At 37.2% G+C, this 17452-nt stretch carries 11 protein-coding genes; 8 read left to right on the forward strand and 3 right to left on the reverse strand.

Annotated features, from left to right (window positions below; genetic code table 11):
- The first annotated feature begins 109 nt into the window (after window positions 1-109).
- Window positions 110-1435 carry a DEAD/DEAH box helicase gene (locus tag ASU03_RS05250; protein WP_057830796.1) on the forward strand — a complete coding sequence of 442 codons (1326 nt, stop codon included), beginning with the start codon at window positions 110-112 and terminating at the stop codon, window positions 1433-1435.
- A 149-nt stretch (window positions 1436-1584) separates the two neighbouring features.
- Here the strand turns inward: ASU03_RS05250 and ASU03_RS05255 are convergent, their stop codons facing one another.
- Window positions 1585-2421: a mechanosensitive ion channel family protein gene (locus ASU03_RS05255; RefSeq protein ID WP_057830797.1), complete on the reverse strand. Its 837-nt coding sequence runs from the start codon at window positions 2419-2421 to the stop codon at window positions 1585-1587.
- A gap of 319 nt (window positions 2422-2740) precedes the next feature.
- Here ASU03_RS05255 and ASU03_RS05260 point away from each other — a divergent pair, with 319 nt between their 5' ends.
- Window positions 2741-3196 (forward strand): DUF1456 family protein, encoded by a 456-nt coding sequence (locus tag ASU03_RS05260; RefSeq protein WP_057830798.1) that lies wholly within the window; start codon window positions 2741-2743, stop codon window positions 3194-3196.
- A 1191-nt stretch (window positions 3197-4387) separates the two neighbouring features.
- Here the strand turns inward: ASU03_RS05260 and ASU03_RS05270 are convergent.
- Window positions 4388-5293 carry a LysR family transcriptional regulator gene (locus tag ASU03_RS05270; protein WP_057830799.1) on the reverse strand — a complete coding sequence of 302 codons (906 nt, stop codon included), beginning with the start codon at window positions 5291-5293 and terminating at the stop codon, window positions 4388-4390.
- Window positions 5294-5398: 105 nt separating this feature from the next.
- Between ASU03_RS05270 and ASU03_RS05275 the strand changes: the two genes are divergently transcribed.
- Window positions 5399-5863 carry a carboxymuconolactone decarboxylase family protein gene (locus tag ASU03_RS05275; RefSeq protein WP_231731493.1) on the forward strand — a complete coding sequence of 155 codons (465 nt, stop codon included), beginning with the start codon at window positions 5399-5401 and terminating at the stop codon, window positions 5861-5863.
- 372 nt (window positions 5864-6235) lie between these two features.
- On the opposite strand, the gene ASU03_RS05280 is transcribed toward ASU03_RS05275, so the two are convergent.
- Window positions 6236-6565 (reverse strand): VF530 family DNA-binding protein, encoded by a 330-nt coding sequence (locus ASU03_RS05280; RefSeq protein ID WP_057830800.1) that lies wholly within the window; start codon window positions 6563-6565, stop codon window positions 6236-6238.
- A gap of 939 nt (window positions 6566-7504) precedes the next feature.
- Between ASU03_RS05280 and ASU03_RS05285 the strand changes: the two genes are divergently transcribed.
- The 5 genes from ASU03_RS05285 to ASU03_RS05310 all read left to right on the forward strand — a co-directional run bounded on the left by ASU03_RS05285 (window position 7505) and on the right by ASU03_RS05310 (window position 17445).
- A complete protein-coding gene (locus ASU03_RS05285) occupies window positions 7505-8095 on the forward strand; it encodes a DUF3313 domain-containing protein (protein ID WP_269432993.1) in 591 nt (196 codons plus the stop codon).
- Window positions 8096-9240: 1145 nt separating this feature from the next.
- Window positions 9241-9987, forward strand: a complete 747-nt coding sequence (locus tag ASU03_RS05295; RefSeq protein WP_157465816.1) for a hypothetical protein — start codon at window positions 9241-9243, stop codon at window positions 9985-9987.
- 26 nt (window positions 9988-10013) lie between these two features.
- Window positions 10014-10958 carry a CsgG/HfaB family protein gene (locus ASU03_RS05300; RefSeq protein ID WP_057830804.1) on the forward strand — a complete coding sequence of 315 codons (945 nt, stop codon included), beginning with the start codon at window positions 10014-10016 and terminating at the stop codon, window positions 10956-10958.
- Between the two features lies 1 nt (window position 10959).
- On the forward strand, window positions 10960-15393 hold the full coding sequence (locus tag ASU03_RS05305; RefSeq protein WP_057830805.1) for an FG-GAP repeat protein: 4434 nt from the start codon (window positions 10960-10962) through the stop codon (window positions 15391-15393).
- A 969-nt stretch (window positions 15394-16362) separates the two neighbouring features.
- Window positions 16363-17445, forward strand: coding sequence for a MipA/OmpV family protein (locus ASU03_RS05310; RefSeq protein ID WP_057830806.1), 1083 nt, complete (start codon window positions 16363-16365; stop codon window positions 17443-17445).
- Window positions 17446-17452 lie beyond the last annotated feature (7 nt).

The raw sequence follows: 17452 nt of genomic DNA on the forward strand, positions 1-17452 counted from the left end.
GTCGATTGCTGCTATACTGCAGCAATTCTTATGCTGCCAGCCTTTATCTATTCGTAAGTTCTATAAAGTATGCTGAGCCAGTCATCTTCTTTTGCTCTTGAGACACCTTATGTCCTTCGCTACCCTTAAATTATCCGCGCCAATTTTAACCGCTCTAGCAGATTTAGGTTATGAAAAACCTACCGCTATTCAAAATAAAGCCATCCCTCACGTTTTAGCGGGTAGAGATATTATTGCCGCCGCACAAACAGGCACGGGAAAAACCGCCAGTTTTGTTTTACCTTTACTTGAGCAACTCCACAGTCGTTATAAAAAAACCGACCATAAACTGCGTGGTAAACGTATTCGTGCGCTTATCTTGGTACCCACTCGAGAGTTGGCGGTGCAGGTAGAAGTAAGTATCAGTCAGTATGCTAAGCATTTAGATATTAGCTCTATGGCAATGTACGGCGGTGTTGATGCACAAGCGCAAAAGCAACGTTTGATATGGGGGATAGATATTCTTGTTGCTACGCCAGGACGTTTACTCGACATGGCTCATCAACGAGCGCTGTATTTTGATGAGCTTGATATGTTAGTGCTTGATGAAGCCGATAGAATGCTTGATATGGGTTTTATTGATGACATTAATAAAATTATTGAGCGTTTACCTGAGCAGCGTCAAAATTTATTATTTTCTGCCACTATTTCTGATGATGTGCGTGGCTTAGCAAAAAGGACTATCCATAAGCCGGTGGAAATTTCCATTGGTAGGGATAGCGCTTCTAAGCCAAAAATTCAGCAGTGGTTAGTTACCGTAGATAAAAGCAATAAGTCAGCCTTATTGAGTCATTTAATCAGCACGCAAAACTGGCAACAAGCACTTATCTTTATTGAAACTAAACATGGCGCGGCCAAATTAGTAAGCCAGTTAGAAAAGCGCGGCATTACCGCTGAGTGTATTCATAGCGGCAGAACTCAAGATATTCGTGAACAGATACTTAGCGATTTTAAATCAGGAAAGATTAAGTTTTTAGTGGCAACAGGTATTGCTGCTCGAGGGCTTGATATTGGCGAGCTTAGCCTAGTGGTAAATTATGATTTGCCTGGGCAAGTGGATGATTATATTCACCGTATCGGCCGTACTGGCCGGGCAGGCGCGACAGGTGAAGCAGTTTCTTTGGTTTCTAAAGATAATTTCAGAGAGCTTTGCGCCATTGAAAGTCGGTTAGGTCATATTATTGAGCGCAAGGAATTTAGCGAATTTCCGGTGAAAAAGACCGTGCCAGTGTCTATTTTAAACTTTGAACCTAAAAATGATAAAGCGAAAGGTCGTCAATCGGCAAGTAATCAAGCTCGAAGTCCTAAACCTCGAAGCTTTAAACCAGGAAGTAACCAGCCGAAAGCAAACCAGGTCAAAAAGGCGCACACTAGGAGTCCGTGGCCAGCTAAATAAGTCTTTAAATCGACAGTGTCTTATCCGTTAAATAAAAACCGTCTTAATGTAAATATTTAGACGGTTTTTTGTTTTTTACTAGTTGTTTTTCACTATCTTATTTTACTATTAAGCTACTCATGAGCAGCCGTTATCACGACAAGGACTCGTTACGATTGAATCAAATGTACATCGCGTTGCGGGAAAGGAATAGTAATAGAATTTTTATCAAGCGCTTTCTTCATCGCTTCATTAACCTCAAAGTAAACATCCCAATAATGCTCAGGTAAACAATGTGGTCTAACAACAAAATTCACTGAGCTGTCAGCCATTTCAGAGACACCAATAAAAGGTGCTGGCTCTTGCATGACTTTGTCATTGCTAACTAAAACGGCCATTAATACTGCTTTAGTTTGATCAATATCCGCGTTATATGAAACGCCAATGCTTAAGTCAACACGAATCTTACCTTCAGCCGTGTAGTTAACCACTGGGCCGTTAGCAGTCGATCCATTTGGGATAATAATACGTTTTGACTGGGGTGAAAGTAAAATAGTATTAAAAATTTGTACTTCTTTGACAACACCTAAGTGGCCTTGAGACTCAATTAAGTCACCTACTTTGTAAGGCTTGAATATCATGATTAACACACCACCGGCAAAATTGGCTAAACTGCCTTGTAATGCCAAACCTACAGCTAAACCAGCCGCACCGAGAACCGCGATAAATGATGTGGTTGCTATACCAACCATAGAGGCAACAGAGATAAACAGTAGTAGTTTAAGTAACCAAGAAACCAAGCTGCCCATAAAAGGGATCAAGGTGGCATCAACCTTTGAACGTTCCATAGAAACTTTAACGAGCTTACTAATGCCGCTTATAATCCATAAACCAATCAGTAAAGTCAGCATCGATAAGGCTAATTTTGGCGCATAAGCTAGGCCAAGTTCATAGGCTTTCATGGTAAGGGTTTCAAGTTGGGTGGTAGATGTGTCTATTGTGCTCATTGATTTTCCTTTATTAACAATGATTAAAGTCGCTGATATTTTATACTTACTAGCAAAAAAAACAATGTATGCTTCTGAAAAATAGTATTTTTTATCATAATGCAGCTAATATTACGTTAACGTTAGCAAAATTCATTTTTGCAATCAAAGCACGCTTATCCGTTCATAGTCAGTTATAATGTCTATATCCATTGAAAGTTATTTCAAACAGCTATACCCGTTCAACTTCAAAGTGCTCCTGCACATGCGTTTGGAAGTAAAACGGGTATATACATAACTATTCAAGCAACTCAAGACACGACAACCCTTAGGTTTTTTAATGATTAATAATGATATCCTTCGCCGCCTCAGTACTATTTTTGAGCTGACAGATGAAAAAGTACGTACTATTTTTGCCTTAAGTGAATGTGAAATTAGTGAAGAGCAGTTAGCCAATTATTTTAAAGAAAAAGATGATGCCGCCTATCAAGAAATACTCGATGTCGAGCTTGCTAGTTTTTTAAATGGTCTGATTATTGATAAAAGAGGACCAAGTGATGGTCCGGTACGTCAAACAGAAGAGCAATTAACCAACAACATGATTTTTAATAAAATTAAAATTGCTTTGTCTTTAAAAGCCGAAGAGGTGATCAGCATCCTAGAATTAGCTGAGTTGCGTTTAGGTAAATATGAGTTAAGTGCCTTCTTTAGGAGTGTTAACAATAAACATTATAGAGATTGCTCGGATGATGTATTATCGACTTTTTTAAAGGGCTTGAAAATTAAATTTCAATAAAATGGTTAGCTAACGCTAACTTATCCTAGTCTGAACTCAGTTGCTCCGCTAACCTAGCAGGAATTAGCGGGCGGCGTCACTAAAGCGTCATATTTTTTTCATCTTACTTTTATATAACTCCCTTAAATTGACACTTACCGTTAGTGATAGAAGAGTCATTTGAATAATGAATATTAGCACTGATTTTCACTGACATTTAGCCGCTTTTTCTTTAGCTAAACATTCCCAACTGAGTTAAAAAACGCAGATATTGAGCGTTTAACGCCACCGGTTTGTGAATTTTCTTTCATCGCCACAATATGTGGCACGAGTGATTTTTGAAAAAAACTTTCTGAACTACAGATTATCTAATGGTATCTGGGAGTCAACTTTTACCACTAAGGAACATTGGCACTAGGTTAGGATTAGTGCCAAAAATTAAACAGCTTGGGGGTAGTCGGTTTATGATCACTTCTACCACTAAGCGAGATACCACTATACGATCACTAATACCACAGACCCACCTGTAGCATCAGCTTTCCTATCGAACAGTCTTTTGTACTTGTCGGCGAAAGTGAAATTTAATATTCAGATAGGATGTTATTTTTCAGAAATTTTATTGAAATCAGTCAGAACATTGTTTGCACTAAATTGTACGTAGAAAAAATGCTATAATCCCTGCAATTATTCAACAGAGATAGAGATAAGTAGTAATGCGGATCAAATTAACCCAAGACCTAATATGTGGCCATGACACTTTTTTAACTGGTGAAGAGTACGAGGCAGTCTTGATATTACCTCGATCAACAACTGTAGAGTTTGTTGCAAATTCGGGTAAAAAAATCAGAGCTTTTAGTTATGAATATGTGAAAGTAGTACCTGCAACAGACATCTAGCAAAATTAGTAATAGAATCTAAGCAAAACCACTGAAATTAATTTAGCTGATTAGTGAACTTCCCATAATATACTAGACATCTACAGTTTGACTTCTGTATCGATTTCCATTTATTGCTACATAAAAATCAGCTTGGTTTAATGTTGCTAACATTGAGCTCTGAGCCCCACAACGAATTAGAGCTAACCGTCAATTTTACCACATTGCTGACATTAGCATTTAATCAATAGCGGTGATTTGGATTAGATTTTGTATCAATAACAGGCTAAAATTGTGGACTAAAATAGGATAAAGTGAACAGCCCACTGTTTTAGTCCTATTTTATTTTCTGGTTATGTGTTTTATCAATTAAATAATCAATAAACAGCCTAATATTTGGGTTTGGATAGGGACTGTGTTTATATATTACATATACATTGCCACTAGAGCTTTCATTAAGAAATGAATCCCAATCTTTAAGGCAGACAACAAGATCCCCACGCTTTACAAAATCAGTTACCATCCAGTTAGCAAGTTGAACAACACCAAGCCCTTGCAAAGCAGCCTCCAACAATGGAGTTCCTCCCTTTGACTTTAAATTTCCACTAACGTGTACTTTTGCATTTCGCTGAGAGTTATTTAAATACCAATAAGTTCTTTGTCGTTGTTGATTTAACAGTAAACAATTATGTGATGATAGATCTTGAGGTTGTTCTATATTATCGTGTTTTGATAAGTAACCGGGTGATGCACAAATACACGTATGGTTAGAAAGTAGCTTTCGAGATTTTAAACTTGAGTCTTCTGGAATACCTATACGAATAGCTAAATCTATATTTTCTCCTCCAAGATCAACCATCTTATTATCTAATTCTATTTCAATATTGATCTTAGGGTATCTAGCTAAAAACTCAGGAATCAAAGGACAGATATTTAATCGACCAAAACTTTCAAATGTAGATATTCTTAAGCTACCTTCAGGCTCCATATTTTGATTAGACAGAGACATGAGTAAATAATCACTGTCAGCCACCAATTTATTAGAACCGTTTAAAAATATTGTGCCTTTATCAGTTAACAAAAGCTGCCGTGTACTTCGCTTTAGTAGTGTAATACCCAACTCAGACTCAAGTTTATCAATACATCGAGTTACTGATGACGGAGCCATATTTAATACTTTAGCGGCCTTAGAGAAACTACCGAACTCCACTACTTTTATAAAAATACGTGTTAACTTCAACATTTTAACCTTTGCGTTTTATGCAAAACTATTTGGTATATATTACGGGTTCTATATCTTTACGCAATAAGTAGAATGTGTTTTTTCAAACATAATAGAGAGAACCACATGCCAAGAATACCTTTTGAAAACATACCAAAGCCATTAATGAATTGCATGATAAAAACAGAACACTACCTAAAAAGCTTAAATATAATTGATGAATCATTCATGGAAATACTCAGATATCATGCCTCGATGTTAAATAAATGCGCTTATTGTATTGATATGCACTTTAAAGAAGCACTCGGTGCTGGTGAAACAGAGCTTCGTATTTATTCTTCAATTACATGGCGAGATGTTGCTTTTTATAGTGAAACGGAGAAAGCACTACTTGCATGGACAGAATCTGTCACGATACTCAATGATGAATCAAATAAATATAGACAACAAGCATTTGAGAACCTCAGTCAACATTTTAGCCAAGATGAAATTGCTAATTTAACATTAGCGATTATGCAGATTAACTCTTGGATTCGTCTAGCTAAATCTTTTGGTTTTGAAGCCGGAACTTATCAGATTGGACAGTATTAACGAATAAGCGATGCGGTAGCTGTACATTTAAGCTACCGTACTCATAACCTTTTATTACTGAGACTTTTCACTAATATGACACGAAAAATTCATTAGAAAATATATGGCAAATTATTTAAAACTAATGTCTCGAATGCGCACTTTGAAGTCATCCCAATGCAACTTCGCGACTGACGGCAATCGTGGTTTAGTTCACATAGAGGCTGAACGACTTATTGGCAAAAAGTCATCATCAAAAGCTTAAAGTTTTTATCTATGGGGAACGTCAGCTATCGGGAAACTGCTAGAGGAATGAGATTGTTAAGCCATGTCCGCTGTAGATCAAAACATACTAAAATTTTCAAATACTAAAGTCTTCAGTGTGGCATAAGTCTATTTGTTTTTCGATGTTGGCCAAACAAAGGGAGCGGGCTTGGTGGAAGTCGTTTCTGCTACTGCTGTATTCTGGGCGAGTATCCCCCTGATTAATTTCCCAGTTTCTTTATGCTTACTACAAAATGTTTTTAGGTATAAAATTTCAACTCTACTGCGTGCCCAAGGGGTTGTACGCAGAAATTTCAAACTTGATTTAAGACGCGGTTTATTGGTGAAACAACGAATATTAAGTAACTCACCCATCTTAACCCAACCAATTTTCTTCTCCAGTTCGGTTAGAATCTGTTCAAGTTTCACGCCGTGTAACGGGTCATTACTTTTATTCATAGTCAACCTAAAATCAAAAATAGCATTGTAACAAGTTTCCTAAATATTGACAGACTTATGCGTTTAACTCTCGTAAAAGTGCACCAAGAACTTTATGGAAAAGCTAATATCCTCAGTGAGATTGAAGCAGACCTTAGCTACAGCAACTCTGAACATTAGCTCACAGCCATACTTATAGTCCCTTTAACCATAGGAGCACTAATATGTATGACCTGATTCCATACCAAAAAAAATCTAGCTGGAATAAAGGAAAACTGGTTGGTCAAAAACTACCCCTAAAACTTGAGGAAGTTTGATCTATTAGAACAAGGCTTGATTTAGCAAATAATCTACGTGAATTAACGATGTTTAATTTGGCTCTAGACTGTAAATTAAGAGCATGTGATTTTATCAAGCTTAAAGTGATGGATATTACTCATGGCAAAAACATCCAATCACGAGCAATGTTAATTCAACAAAAAACAGGAACTCCTGTTCAATTTTAAATAACAAAAAAAACTCGAACAGCTTTACAAAAATGGAGCTTTGTTCGACACCAGCCTGACTAGGATGGAGGGTGATTCTTTGGCTTGAGATTAGCGGCTGGTGACTAACAAACCTAAACTTTACCGTCGGTCGGCAATGAGCTGTGAATTCAATCGGTGAATGCAACGCTATCCTTATACTAAATTAAGGAACGTTGATAGCATTTAGTGTAGCTGATTAAGTTGACGGTTACTGAATTTAATGTCAAGTTTGAAATATAAGTGAATTGGTATAGTTTCTTGGGTAATCAATTGGATAGGAATTACCGATACACCTACCTAATAGATTATTAAGTAAACATCTGAGGAAATAAGAGACGTTATGAAAAAAGTATTATTAAGCACACTGTGTATTTTGATGAGTGCTTGCTCATCCACTGATTTTGAGAAACTCAATCATTAAAATATTGGATTTATTGGAGACTATTCAAAATTTAAAAAAGTAGAAACTAATGATGGTCTGAAATCTTTTCGTTACGTGAGTGATAGACTTAAGTCTGGCATTTACGACAAAGTAATCATCGAACCTGTTGATTTTTATCCTAGTGAAGTTACTTCAGCACAGGTTACTTCAAAACTATTAAGAGAGGTAAAAGCCTACATTGATAAAAAGCTTGTTGATGCCATAGCTCTATCTTTTGAAGTCGTGGAAAAGCCCCAGGCAGGAACTATGAGAGTGACCCCTAGAATATCCGCCATCAAAACCAGTACTGGAGATGTCGAGTTTAAGGAGATGATTCCTATTGGCTCGGTCATTGCGCTGGGTAAGGCGGCAGCAGGCTATAGACATCAGAATATTGAAATTTATATGGAATTTAAAGCCACTGATAGCATTGATGGAGAGTTTATTGGTGGCACTGTCAAACAGGGCAAAGGAGCTGAAATATCTGGATCCAATGAAATAGTGACACTCGACCATGTTAAACCACTACTGGAAATTTGGATTGAGGATGTCAAAGATGCGTTTGAGAAACTACAAGCTTTACGTAAGTTGGAATCACAATAGCGTCTGAGGGGAAATGCTCTTTTGACACAATATATATCCATTAAAAATATAATAAAGGATAACAAATGAAACTTAATAGTGCTCTGTTAGTTATTGTTCTGGTGTTTATTAACTGTATGGTAGTTGCTAAAGAATCGATATCAGATAAAGAAGCAGTTTATGCTTGTGTTACCATGCACTAAATATTGTAAATAGCGAATGTCCGTTCATGGCACTCAACGGCCTGACAGCGTTTGCAATGGGCGCATTCATTAACGTCTAGCGGAAAAAGTGCAAACCTGTAACCACCGGGCGTCCGCTTTATGATCATAAACTTGTCGTTACCTAGATTTCTGTTTTAGTCAACTAAGCGTACTTTTTTGACGTTAGCTTTTTGTGAGGGAAAAACTACCAGTGTTCATTGTTCTAAGGTCACTAGCTACCACATTGCGGACGCTTTTTATGTACCCAAGTCACCTCAACTAAGGGGCAGTTTAGATACGAAAGCAGACCTTGATAAAAACCCTATTTTAATACTTAATGTGTACTGTTGGCATAAGGAATTAGATGCAACGAATGTCAGCTTTATGATCATAAATCTGACATTCGCGATTAGTTGCTCTTTAGCTCAACTAATCCCTATAAATAAGGTATTAACCTTTAAAAAATCAGATGGTAATTCGCCTTATGACCAAGTCAAAGTACAATATTTTGAACCACATAAAGTGAGGTGCTAAGTTACACGACTATAAAACAGGGGATAACGTATTGTTATTGAAAACTGATATGGAATCAGGACACGAAGATGTATTGGGACGCTTTAAACAGATTCATGAAACTGTCTTAGAATATAAAGTTTTTATTGATATAATTAATCGAAGCTAATAAAAATAAAAACGAGTTAGGGAAAACGGATGTACAGACAAGGCTCCATATTAACGATAGTAGCCCCGCTACTCTTCTTTCTCATACCCACACTAGTGCAAGCATTAACAGTGGATATTGTAAATAACGGGAGAGCCATATTTGCTAGCGAGAATAGCCCTTACTCGATTACGTTGACCGCTAAACCACACTCAGTTATTGATATATCTTGGAAGCTAACTTCACTGGGGCGGACTTTATCTAGCGGAGTACAGTCTATTAGACTCAATACAGGCACCAACGTGAAAGCCTATTTACCTTTGAGAACGCCGCCCGTTAAATCAGGGGTAAAGGTAAATGCTCAGTTAATCATTGACGCTGTTTACAGTTCCGACTCGACTATCAACAAGCATTATGAGTTTGATCTGGATATATACGGAGCAAGTATATTTGTACCTAAACAAAAAATGTATCAACAGCTCAATATTCAGTTATTTGATCCCGTAGGTCAAACAAGTAACATATTTAATAAGTTAAAAATTCCTTACAGTACATTGTCTAGATCGAAACTGATAAATTTCTCCGATAAAGGCCTCATTGTGATAGGTGATGGTGTAGATATTAATCAACACAGAGGTCTGCCGACAATATTAATCGAACTAGCCCATAAAGGGCATCAACTACTTATTTTACAACCTGCTTCTGTAACATTGCCATTGTCTGAACTCGCATCTGGTTTAGGCGCTAGCCCCCCAAATATATCTTTCTCGAATGAATCTGTAATTTCTAACTATATCCAAGACTATCAATGGGATAATGAGATAAGAATTAATCGCATTATATTAAATAGTAACCGTCAAGAAGTGTCTGCCCAAGTTATCGAGTCCAAACATGGTGGCTGGGATTGGTTTCATTTGAATTATAATCAATCACAAGGGAAACTTATTATTTGTATGTTGCCCTTTATTGATCAACTAGACAGAGATCCCATCAAACAAATTATTTTTGGTCAACTACTCAATTACGCCGGTAGTCAGCCAGAAAATTAAAAAATATATTATTAAAGGAATAAAAAATGAAAAAAATAACCCTACTATTTACATCGATTATCTTAACGTTCTTAGCCCCTGCAAACTCCGCCACTGGAGATTACGCAGTTTATCCTACTGCCATTTTTAACTTTGTTGAAAAGGGGCGAAACCTAAATGATATGGGAGAAAAAATTAGTAACGTTATTTTTGCTTCCTTGGTTGTTGACCCTAATATTACTTTAGTTGATCGAGAAGAGCTGGATAAACTTATAGATGAAGCCACCCTTAATTTATCTGGCATGGTAAATAGTCAACAAGCTAATCAGATTGGTCAGTTAACTGGCGCCAAAATAATTGTTACAGGCACGATATTTGAAATAGAAGACAACCTAATGATAGTCACTAAGATCATAGGTACTGAAACGAGTCGAGTTTTAGGGGCGTCCGTTAAGGGCAAGGTTGACGACAGTATTGTTGCATTGGCAGAAAGTCTATCAGTTAAAATTGCTAACATAATAAAGTCAAACGCTGGGACATTGGTAGCAAAGCCAACGAGTAGAAGTGACGATTTAGCCGCATTAAAAAAACAAGTTAACTCTACTAACCTTCCAAGTCTGACAATTAATATCAAGGAGCATCATATTAATAGGGCTTCAATAGATCCTGCGGCAGAAACCGAAATGATTTTTTATTCTTCAGAAGTTGGCTTTGAAGTATTTGAGAAAAATTTACCTGAAGCTAAAAAAGCCGATATTTTGATCATTGGGGAAGGCTTTACCGAGTTTGCTACACGTAAAGGGAATATTGTTGGCGTAAAAGCACGACTTGAAGTCAAAGCTATTGATCAAAAAACAAAAAAAATACTCGCTGTTGACAGACAAACGGTACTTGAAGTTGATTTAAGTGAAATGATTGCCGCTAAAAAAGCGCTTGCAAAGGCATCAGCTATGATTGCAGCGCGTATGTTACCTAAACTATCGGGTTTATAAAATGGAGAAGTTGGGATCACTTATAGATAAGCTCAACAAAGAGCGCCATATTGGAAAGTCTCCTCTTGCTAGGTCGTTATCCTTTTTTGTAATCATTGCGTTCATTTTGGTGATTATTCTTCAGGACCGTGGCGTTGATGTTTACCAAAGGCTAATAAATGCCTATTCATATTATTTTGTTAACTCACCGCATCAGGTCGAAAAACCTGCAAAGGTTGACGATATAATTAATGACGCGTATTCATTCCCTAAATTGGAGGCGACAATAACTCCCGAAAAGGAGGATGTTGACCAGAAATTAATTAATAAACAAGAAGCTAGCGTAATCCCAAGCATCGCTTTGCATACATTTGACTATTCTCAATATAGTCAAATACACACTGATGGCGATGAAAAAGCAGAGTTGCTTAGCTCTTTATTGATGATTGAGTTAGCTCAAAGCGATAAATTAGAACTGCTCGATCGTTCTCTTGTCTCTGCGCTTTTTTCCGAAAAATCTCTTATCTTAGCAAATCAGTTACAAGGTACGGAGCAAGCTGAACTAAAAAAGCTACCTCTTTCAGAGTACACTCTGATTGGCTCCTTGTTTTCAGTAGCAGCAGGAGACTCTTATAGCTTAAAGTTAGTTAATAATAGTACAGGAAAAGTGATCGGAGCCTCTAGGTTCAACTTCTCGATGAGCTCTATACAACACACTATCGAAAAATCGAGCCTCCTTGTCCATCAATGGTTAGCAAGCACAAAATCTATCGAGAAGCACAAAGTTACTTTGGCGCAAAAAAAGATAGCATTTGGGCATTTTATTGATATTAGCGACAATGATACCCAATTAAACCAAGGGAGATATATCACTGATCGACTCATTGAAGAATTTGTAACTGAGGATAACTATTCGGTATTATCTAGAACACAAATGTTTCCTCTGTTTTTCGAAGAATACCTTCGAATGTTTCAATTCCCTGATAAGTCCAATGAATCCAAACGAGCAAATACTAATTATTTAATTCATGGTAAATACAGAGTAAATGATTCAAATGCGGATCACGTACTTTCAATATACTTGTATTTTGACCTATTAGAGCAGGGTCGCGAGCTTGTAGTGTTAAATGCAGAGAATTGGGAGCAAGCATTCCTATTAATTAAAAGTGCCATTGTCGATTTTTTACCTAACGTTAATAGTGATATTACCGCAGAAAATATTGCAGAGTCTGAAAGGTTACTTATTGAAGCGATAGCTGTACGCGGACAAAGCTCAATAAAAAAACTTCTTTCGGGAAAAAGAGGTTTTTCTGAGTTTGATATTCATAGCTTCAGCACGACTACAGATCCTAAAATAATTGCGCCGGCAAAATTATTAATACAACAATCTTACACAGTCAACCCAGACAATCAATTCGCTAAACTAGCCCTTGCCAAAATTATGAGTGCTGAAGGTGAGACTGACTCAGTAGATAAAATGATTAGAGAAGTATTAAATAGTCAAACCGAAATTGCCTCAGCTATAGCTTTTAAATGGCTAAGCAATCAACGCTTTAAATTACGTGAAAATATTAGTGCGTCGGAATTCTACTCACTTGTAGACCCCGATCAAGCAGAACAGATAAACCTGCTGCTTCATAAAAAAAAATATTTATTGGGTGAAAACTATCCTAGATTCAATGAATCGAGGTACGCAAAACAAGTGTTTTTCCGTCCTGAAACTTTAAGTCTTGAAAGTTTATCCCCAGACATTTCTATTCAAATATTTGAGAAGCTTAGATATTTTTATTATTCCCCTGGGTGGCAGGGAAATTATATTCAAAAAGACAAACACAATATTGAAGCCGTTATTCACTCCGACATTGCTCGCATGGCAAGCCGGGTTTATATTACAACCAAAGCAAGATTGCCATCAATTGACATCTATGACGATGTACGATTAGAGTCTCAAATAAGAAGGCGCTCCAACCTTGAAATCGCAGTAGATGGCTTTTCCTCAAGCGCATTTTTAGACAGTTCTTATTTACGCTCTTTAATATTTCTTGGTCACAGCTTATGTCAAACAGGAATAGATCGTTGTAGTGCAGGACAAATGATTAATTCTTGGGTTGTAGATAATACCAAACCGAAAAATATCGAAGGGCGCGGTGGTTGGTACGTTAACGTTACACCCGATATTGAAAAAAGAGATCATCTGATATTCCTCGCCGCCGATGTACTCGATCGCGTACATGAGGCCAATTTTTCGGAGATGTTTAAAGATTCCTTAGTTTCTGATGCGTACTTTGTTAAAAAGTATAAAATCAAGTTGCAGGTACTTATTGATAAAGGTCGTTCAGATAAATCAAAAGAGCATGCCAAACGGACTGTCTATGCTTATCGTGATCTCATTCGAGCTCACTGTATTCAGCTTATGGAAGATCCTCGAGGTTTATCAAAACCTCAAAACTATGTACCCTCGATGGAGTCATTTGCAAAATTGGCGTCCAAAAGTGAAGAGTTAGCCTTGTTACGAAAATCTTTACTCGCCGATATAGCCAGACAATACCCTAAAGTATACCCCTACTTAATTATCAATACTTATCCAATTGCTCCTTTTATAATACAAGAGCAGAATGAAATGATCGCTAGTGTGGGTTCAGGGAAAATAGAGCCCATTAAAAAATCAAAATTTATGAGGCTAGCATTAGGTATTTTTGACAAACGAATCAAATTTAACAAGATTAAAGTGGCAGAAAGCTACATCCCCTACTTTAAAGACTTTTATGGACTGTCAGGAGAAACAGCAATTGATTTTGCTTACTTATATCACAATATAGGTGACTCAGTCCTGTCTGCTAAAATTTTAGCCTCTTTTGGTAAAAATGCTTTCCGCATCGATAATTTCGATTTACCTCAAGTTAATGGTGACTACGAACACAAAGGATTTGATAAACAAGGTCAATTGGTTTTTTCCAATACGGAAAATTCAGACATATTTATCACTTATAATACCAGACAAGTTTACGACAAGGATTATTCAATCATTCCTTATGACGTATATAACGCCACTAAAACAAATTATAGCCTTGGTGAAAATACCAGCAAATGGAGACTACACACCAGAGAAAAATATCCATATTCTGGAAACCAGAACCCTAAACGACCAGAAAAGTTTTCCTTCGGTAATCGCGGAAGGTTATCAGGTGATATGCAGTGGACGCCAGAGATTTCAATAAACCTTGAAAGTAAACTAGCCATAAAAAATAAGACGGTAGAAAATGCTTCCCCAGATAACGTCATTCCTATCGGAATTGAGCCTTTTCAGCCCAGTCGATTAAAGCAATCAGAAAATAATATAGAACGCATGTTTGCTGATGGTCTCAGATTTGAAAATAGAAGACAAGAATACCGATTTGATGCCAGTCAACAATTCGCAATCAAGGATTTTTCTCAAAAATCTGCTATTGGGCCACTGCGAGAATCTTACTTTAGTGCTTGGTTTGCCAAGAAAAGAAACATCAATACCGTAATGGAGCAATTATTCGATAGAGGTTACTTATCGGTTAAAGGAATACCATTATTCAATAACCGTCGGGAGTTGCGAATACAATTAAAAACTGATTTTTCAGAATATAACTATTCTGAACGCAGCAATATATTAAAAGCTCTGGATAATGCAAAAAAGGTAAATAACGCTGGGTATGCTGAAATTTACCATCGTAATGGAAATTCCTGGAGTCTAGCATTAACACTGAACCCCGAAGATGCTATTCCTAACCGAAAGTTTGGTATCTCGGTCGCCATAACCGATAAACAAGCCTTAATCTGTAGTTTTCAGGATGGCTTATATAGCTTTAAAAAGGTAGGTATTGAGTGGATTCAACAAAAGAGAATAAACGCCAGATGTAATCAAGTTGTCATGACCAATGATTGGGCTGCGGTTAGCTCACGGGAGAAAGTATCAATCTACAAAAATACAGAGGGATTTTGGCATAAAACACAGACCTTAATACCCGATAAATATCTAGAAAGAAAAGACCAAAAACACAACTTTGAGTACTTCGGCAATGCTTTAGCTATATGGAATGACACCTTGGTTATCGGTAACCGTTATGGAGGAGATAAACGCATAGGTGAAGTTTATATTTTTTCAGTAAAAAATAATGAATGGCAACAAACAGAAATATTAGCTCCAAATACCAGTAATTCTAATTTTGGTAGCTCAGTTGCAGTAAATGAAAATACCTTAGTTGTAGGTGAGTCAACTAATGGCGACTATAAAACACCAATATGGCAAAGTGGTTTGGTGTTTATTTATACCAAAAACAATTCTCTTTGGAGACTTACATCAAAGCTGGTAGCTAAAGATAGAACTAAAACGAGAGGATTTGGTAATCAGGTATTGTTAACAAGGGGTAAAGATCCAGCGGTACTTATTCTTTCAAGGAAAAACGTATTTCGATACGGCTTGTAACTGATCTCCCACCTCTTAAATGGACACAAAAATCAAATTAAAGATGGGATGTCGGTGTAAAAGCTAGGTAATACTGTCTACTCGTTGATAGTTTTTATCTCGGACGTTAGCGCCTTATAGTATATATTCTAATGTCAGCTATCCTTGAAGATAGTGGACATTAGAGTGGCATAGCTTTTGCCCCAAAAATTTAGCAATTAAAATTACACATCAAGGTCTTCTTTTAGCGGTCAGTTGACCTAAAGAACAGCAGATAGCTAACGTCCCCTTTGCGCACCAAGTTGCCATAAAACCTATGACGCTAAGTGCCCCGAAGTAAGATAAAGCTAGCCGCCATTATTGCTAATACTAATACTAATACTGATACTGACCAGTATTAAATTTTCGTTATAAAGACCTATCTTTAAGATAATCTTTATTATGGGAACGAATGAAAATGTCTAAAAAATCCAGAGATGAATACACCTAAAAAAATCCAATCTCTAACTCATTAAAAGCAAGATCCCCTTGATGACTCATATTATGTGGATGAAAGGAAATTCACCAGTTGAAGTGATAAAGTTGGCTGTCTGTTCCGCCAACGCTATTATTGTCTGGCTTTAGATAGCCTAATGTCGCCTGTTAGTAACTAGCCTGTTTTTCCCGTCTTAGCGTATTTCCTTTCAAAATGAACTGTTTCCAGCATTGCTTGTACCTCAAAGTATGGCTAGCCCATGAGCCAGTCATGAGCAGTTGTTGGCTGCTGTGATAGCTAAAAATACTATTAGTGATGAGAATTAATCGGCATACGCTCAAAGCGAGCCAACAAGCTTAATTAGCTTTTCCCCCATTCCTTCCAGTGTAAAGCAATGTTACTATCGCGTTAAAATATGATACAAATTGATACATCAGCTTAATTTGTGTTACGTCTATTTCTTCAGTGCTTAGTTAATATTACGGTTATCAAACAGAGACATTCACAGGGAATTTATGAAAAACTTAATTAAAAGCACCGTAGTCAGCTTAGTTGCCACCAGTGTCATTTTAACTTCATTTGCCGCGACCGCAGCAAAAGAGAGTGAAAAGAAAAATGTAGCACCAATAGAGCAAGTAAAAACAGTGGCAAAAGCTGATAAGCAAACAGAGACTAAAGCATCGGCAAAAGAGCTCGAAAAAGATACTGTAGCAGATAAAAAAAATCATGACCCTGATGAATTATCTTTTTGCATTGGTGACTGTGACGATGAAAAACATCAGGCGAAATTATCTTTTTGCATTGGTGACTGTGATGATGAAAAACATCAGGCGCACAGTTGTGAAGATGACGATGATGACTGTGAAACCATTCATCGATTTTTTCAAAATCGAAGAGACGGATTTTATGTTGATGTCAGTGCAATAAGTAGTGTTGGTGATGATTATGCCAATGCCGTCAATGCCGATACTGAGTCAGAATTTGATGTCACCATTAGTTACCGAGTGCAGTTACTAGGCTTGTTTATAGAGTCGCCAGGTATTAGTACTCGTCGAATTCAAGGTATGTATTCAATGCCTGCCTGGGGTGTTAATTTCTATAATAGTGAAGATTACTCTTTTGATTTGTTTTACCAATACAGTACTCGAGGCATTGAGGGCTTAGCGGGTATTCAAAGCCGTAATGAAGATGAACGTGCGGGTCTTAGAATGACCGGGTTTTATGACAACAGTCAGCTACAGATGATTTACTCACCTGTTAGTCGTAATGGTCAAGGCAGTGATGGAATTGAAGCTTCTATTTCATACAGTTATAACTGGCAGTATAGAAATACTAATTTCTATACTAATCTTGGACTGCAATATCGTTCAAAAGAAGTAACACCTTATGGCGTACAAACGTGGGCTGACGATAATTTATCAACCAAAGATGGTCTCAGCTACTCGGCCGAGTTAGGCGTCGAATACCCCTTAACTACCGATTGGGTAATCGGCAGTTATGTTGGTTATAACGCGCTGTCTGAACGCAGTATTGCCGCACGCCAAGACACCGTTGAAGACGGTTACCGTGCTGGCCTTTTACTAACCTTTATTTTTTAAGGGCCCA

The organism is Colwellia sp. TT2012 (assembly GCF_001440345.1).
Classification (GTDB): domain Bacteria; phylum Pseudomonadota; class Gammaproteobacteria; order Enterobacterales; family Alteromonadaceae; genus Colwellia.

Bases quoted from the DNA above. Each gene is read 5' to 3' on its own strand.
- ASU03_RS05250 (WP_057830796.1), top strand. From the start codon at position 110: ATGTCCTTCGCTACCCTTAAATTATCCGCGCCAATTTTAACCGCTCTA.
- ASU03_RS05255 (WP_057830797.1), bottom strand. From the start codon at position 2,421: ATGAGCACAATAGACACATCTACCACCCAACTTGAAACCCTTACCATG.
- ASU03_RS05260 (WP_057830798.1), top strand. From the start codon at position 2,741: ATGATTAATAATGATATCCTTCGCCGCCTCAGTACTATTTTTGAGCTG.
- ASU03_RS05270 (WP_057830799.1), bottom strand. From the start codon at position 5,293: ATGTTGAAGTTAACACGTATTTTTATAAAAGTAGTGGAGTTCGGTAGT.
- ASU03_RS05275 (WP_231731493.1), top strand. From the start codon at position 5,399: ATGCCAAGAATACCTTTTGAAAACATACCAAAGCCATTAATGAATTGC.
- ASU03_RS05280 (WP_057830800.1), bottom strand. From the start codon at position 6,565: ATGAATAAAAGTAATGACCCGTTACACGGCGTGAAACTTGAACAGATT.
- ASU03_RS05300 (WP_057830804.1), top strand. From the start codon at position 10,014: ATGAAAAAAATAACCCTACTATTTACATCGATTATCTTAACGTTCTTA.
- ASU03_RS05305 (WP_057830805.1), top strand. From the start codon at position 10,960: ATGGAGAAGTTGGGATCACTTATAGATAAGCTCAACAAAGAGCGCCAT.
- ASU03_RS05310 (WP_057830806.1), top strand. From the start codon at position 16,363: ATGAAAAACTTAATTAAAAGCACCGTAGTCAGCTTAGTTGCCACCAGT.